The organism is Pontibacter rugosus (assembly GCF_042678745.1).
Lineage (GTDB): Bacteria > Bacteroidota > Bacteroidia > Cytophagales > Hymenobacteraceae > Pontibacter > Pontibacter rugosus.
Map to the genome: position 1 here is coordinate 1 of NZ_JBHTLD010000576.1, position 518 is coordinate 518.

1 protein-coding gene is annotated in these 518 nt (G+C 68.3%); it reads left to right on the forward strand.

Features of this window, described 5'->3' with window-relative positions:
• On the forward strand, positions 1-518 hold a 518-nt coding region (locus ACFQ2O_RS22545), incomplete at both ends, for a hypothetical protein (protein WP_377533307.1).

A 518-nucleotide genomic window follows, 5' to 3' on the forward strand; every position in this document is an offset into this window, starting at 1 on the left:
GTGGCGGGACTGCTGGCCGCCGCGCTGCTGCACTTCAAGATGCGCTATTTCTTCGCCGTGGTGCTGTTCGGGGTGCTGGCCGGGCTGGGGCTGATTCGGGTGTTGCAGCAGTTGGGGCTGGCCCGGAACCGACTGGTGCAGTTGGCGCTGTTGCTGAGCCTGCTGGCCGGCGGAAGCTGGGCGGCAGGGGAGGTGAGCACGCTTTTCCGGCCCAATAAATTTACCTCCCAGCTCCAGCGCAACTACACCGCCCTGCTCCGCGTTTCCGCCGACCGGCCCCACCTGCGCTACCCCAATCTGCAGCCCACCACCGAAAGCGTGGTGCGCCATGCGCCGGTGGCCGCCCTCAACACGCTGGTGCGCCCCTGGCCCTGGGAGGGCGACTCGGTACGCTACGTGGCGGCGGGCCTCGAAAATCTGCTGCTGCTGGGGTTGCTGGGCGTAGCCTCAGTGGCCGTGGTGCGGGGCCGCGCCGGCCGGTTGCCGTTTGCGGTGGTAATGGCTCTGCTGCTCTACTG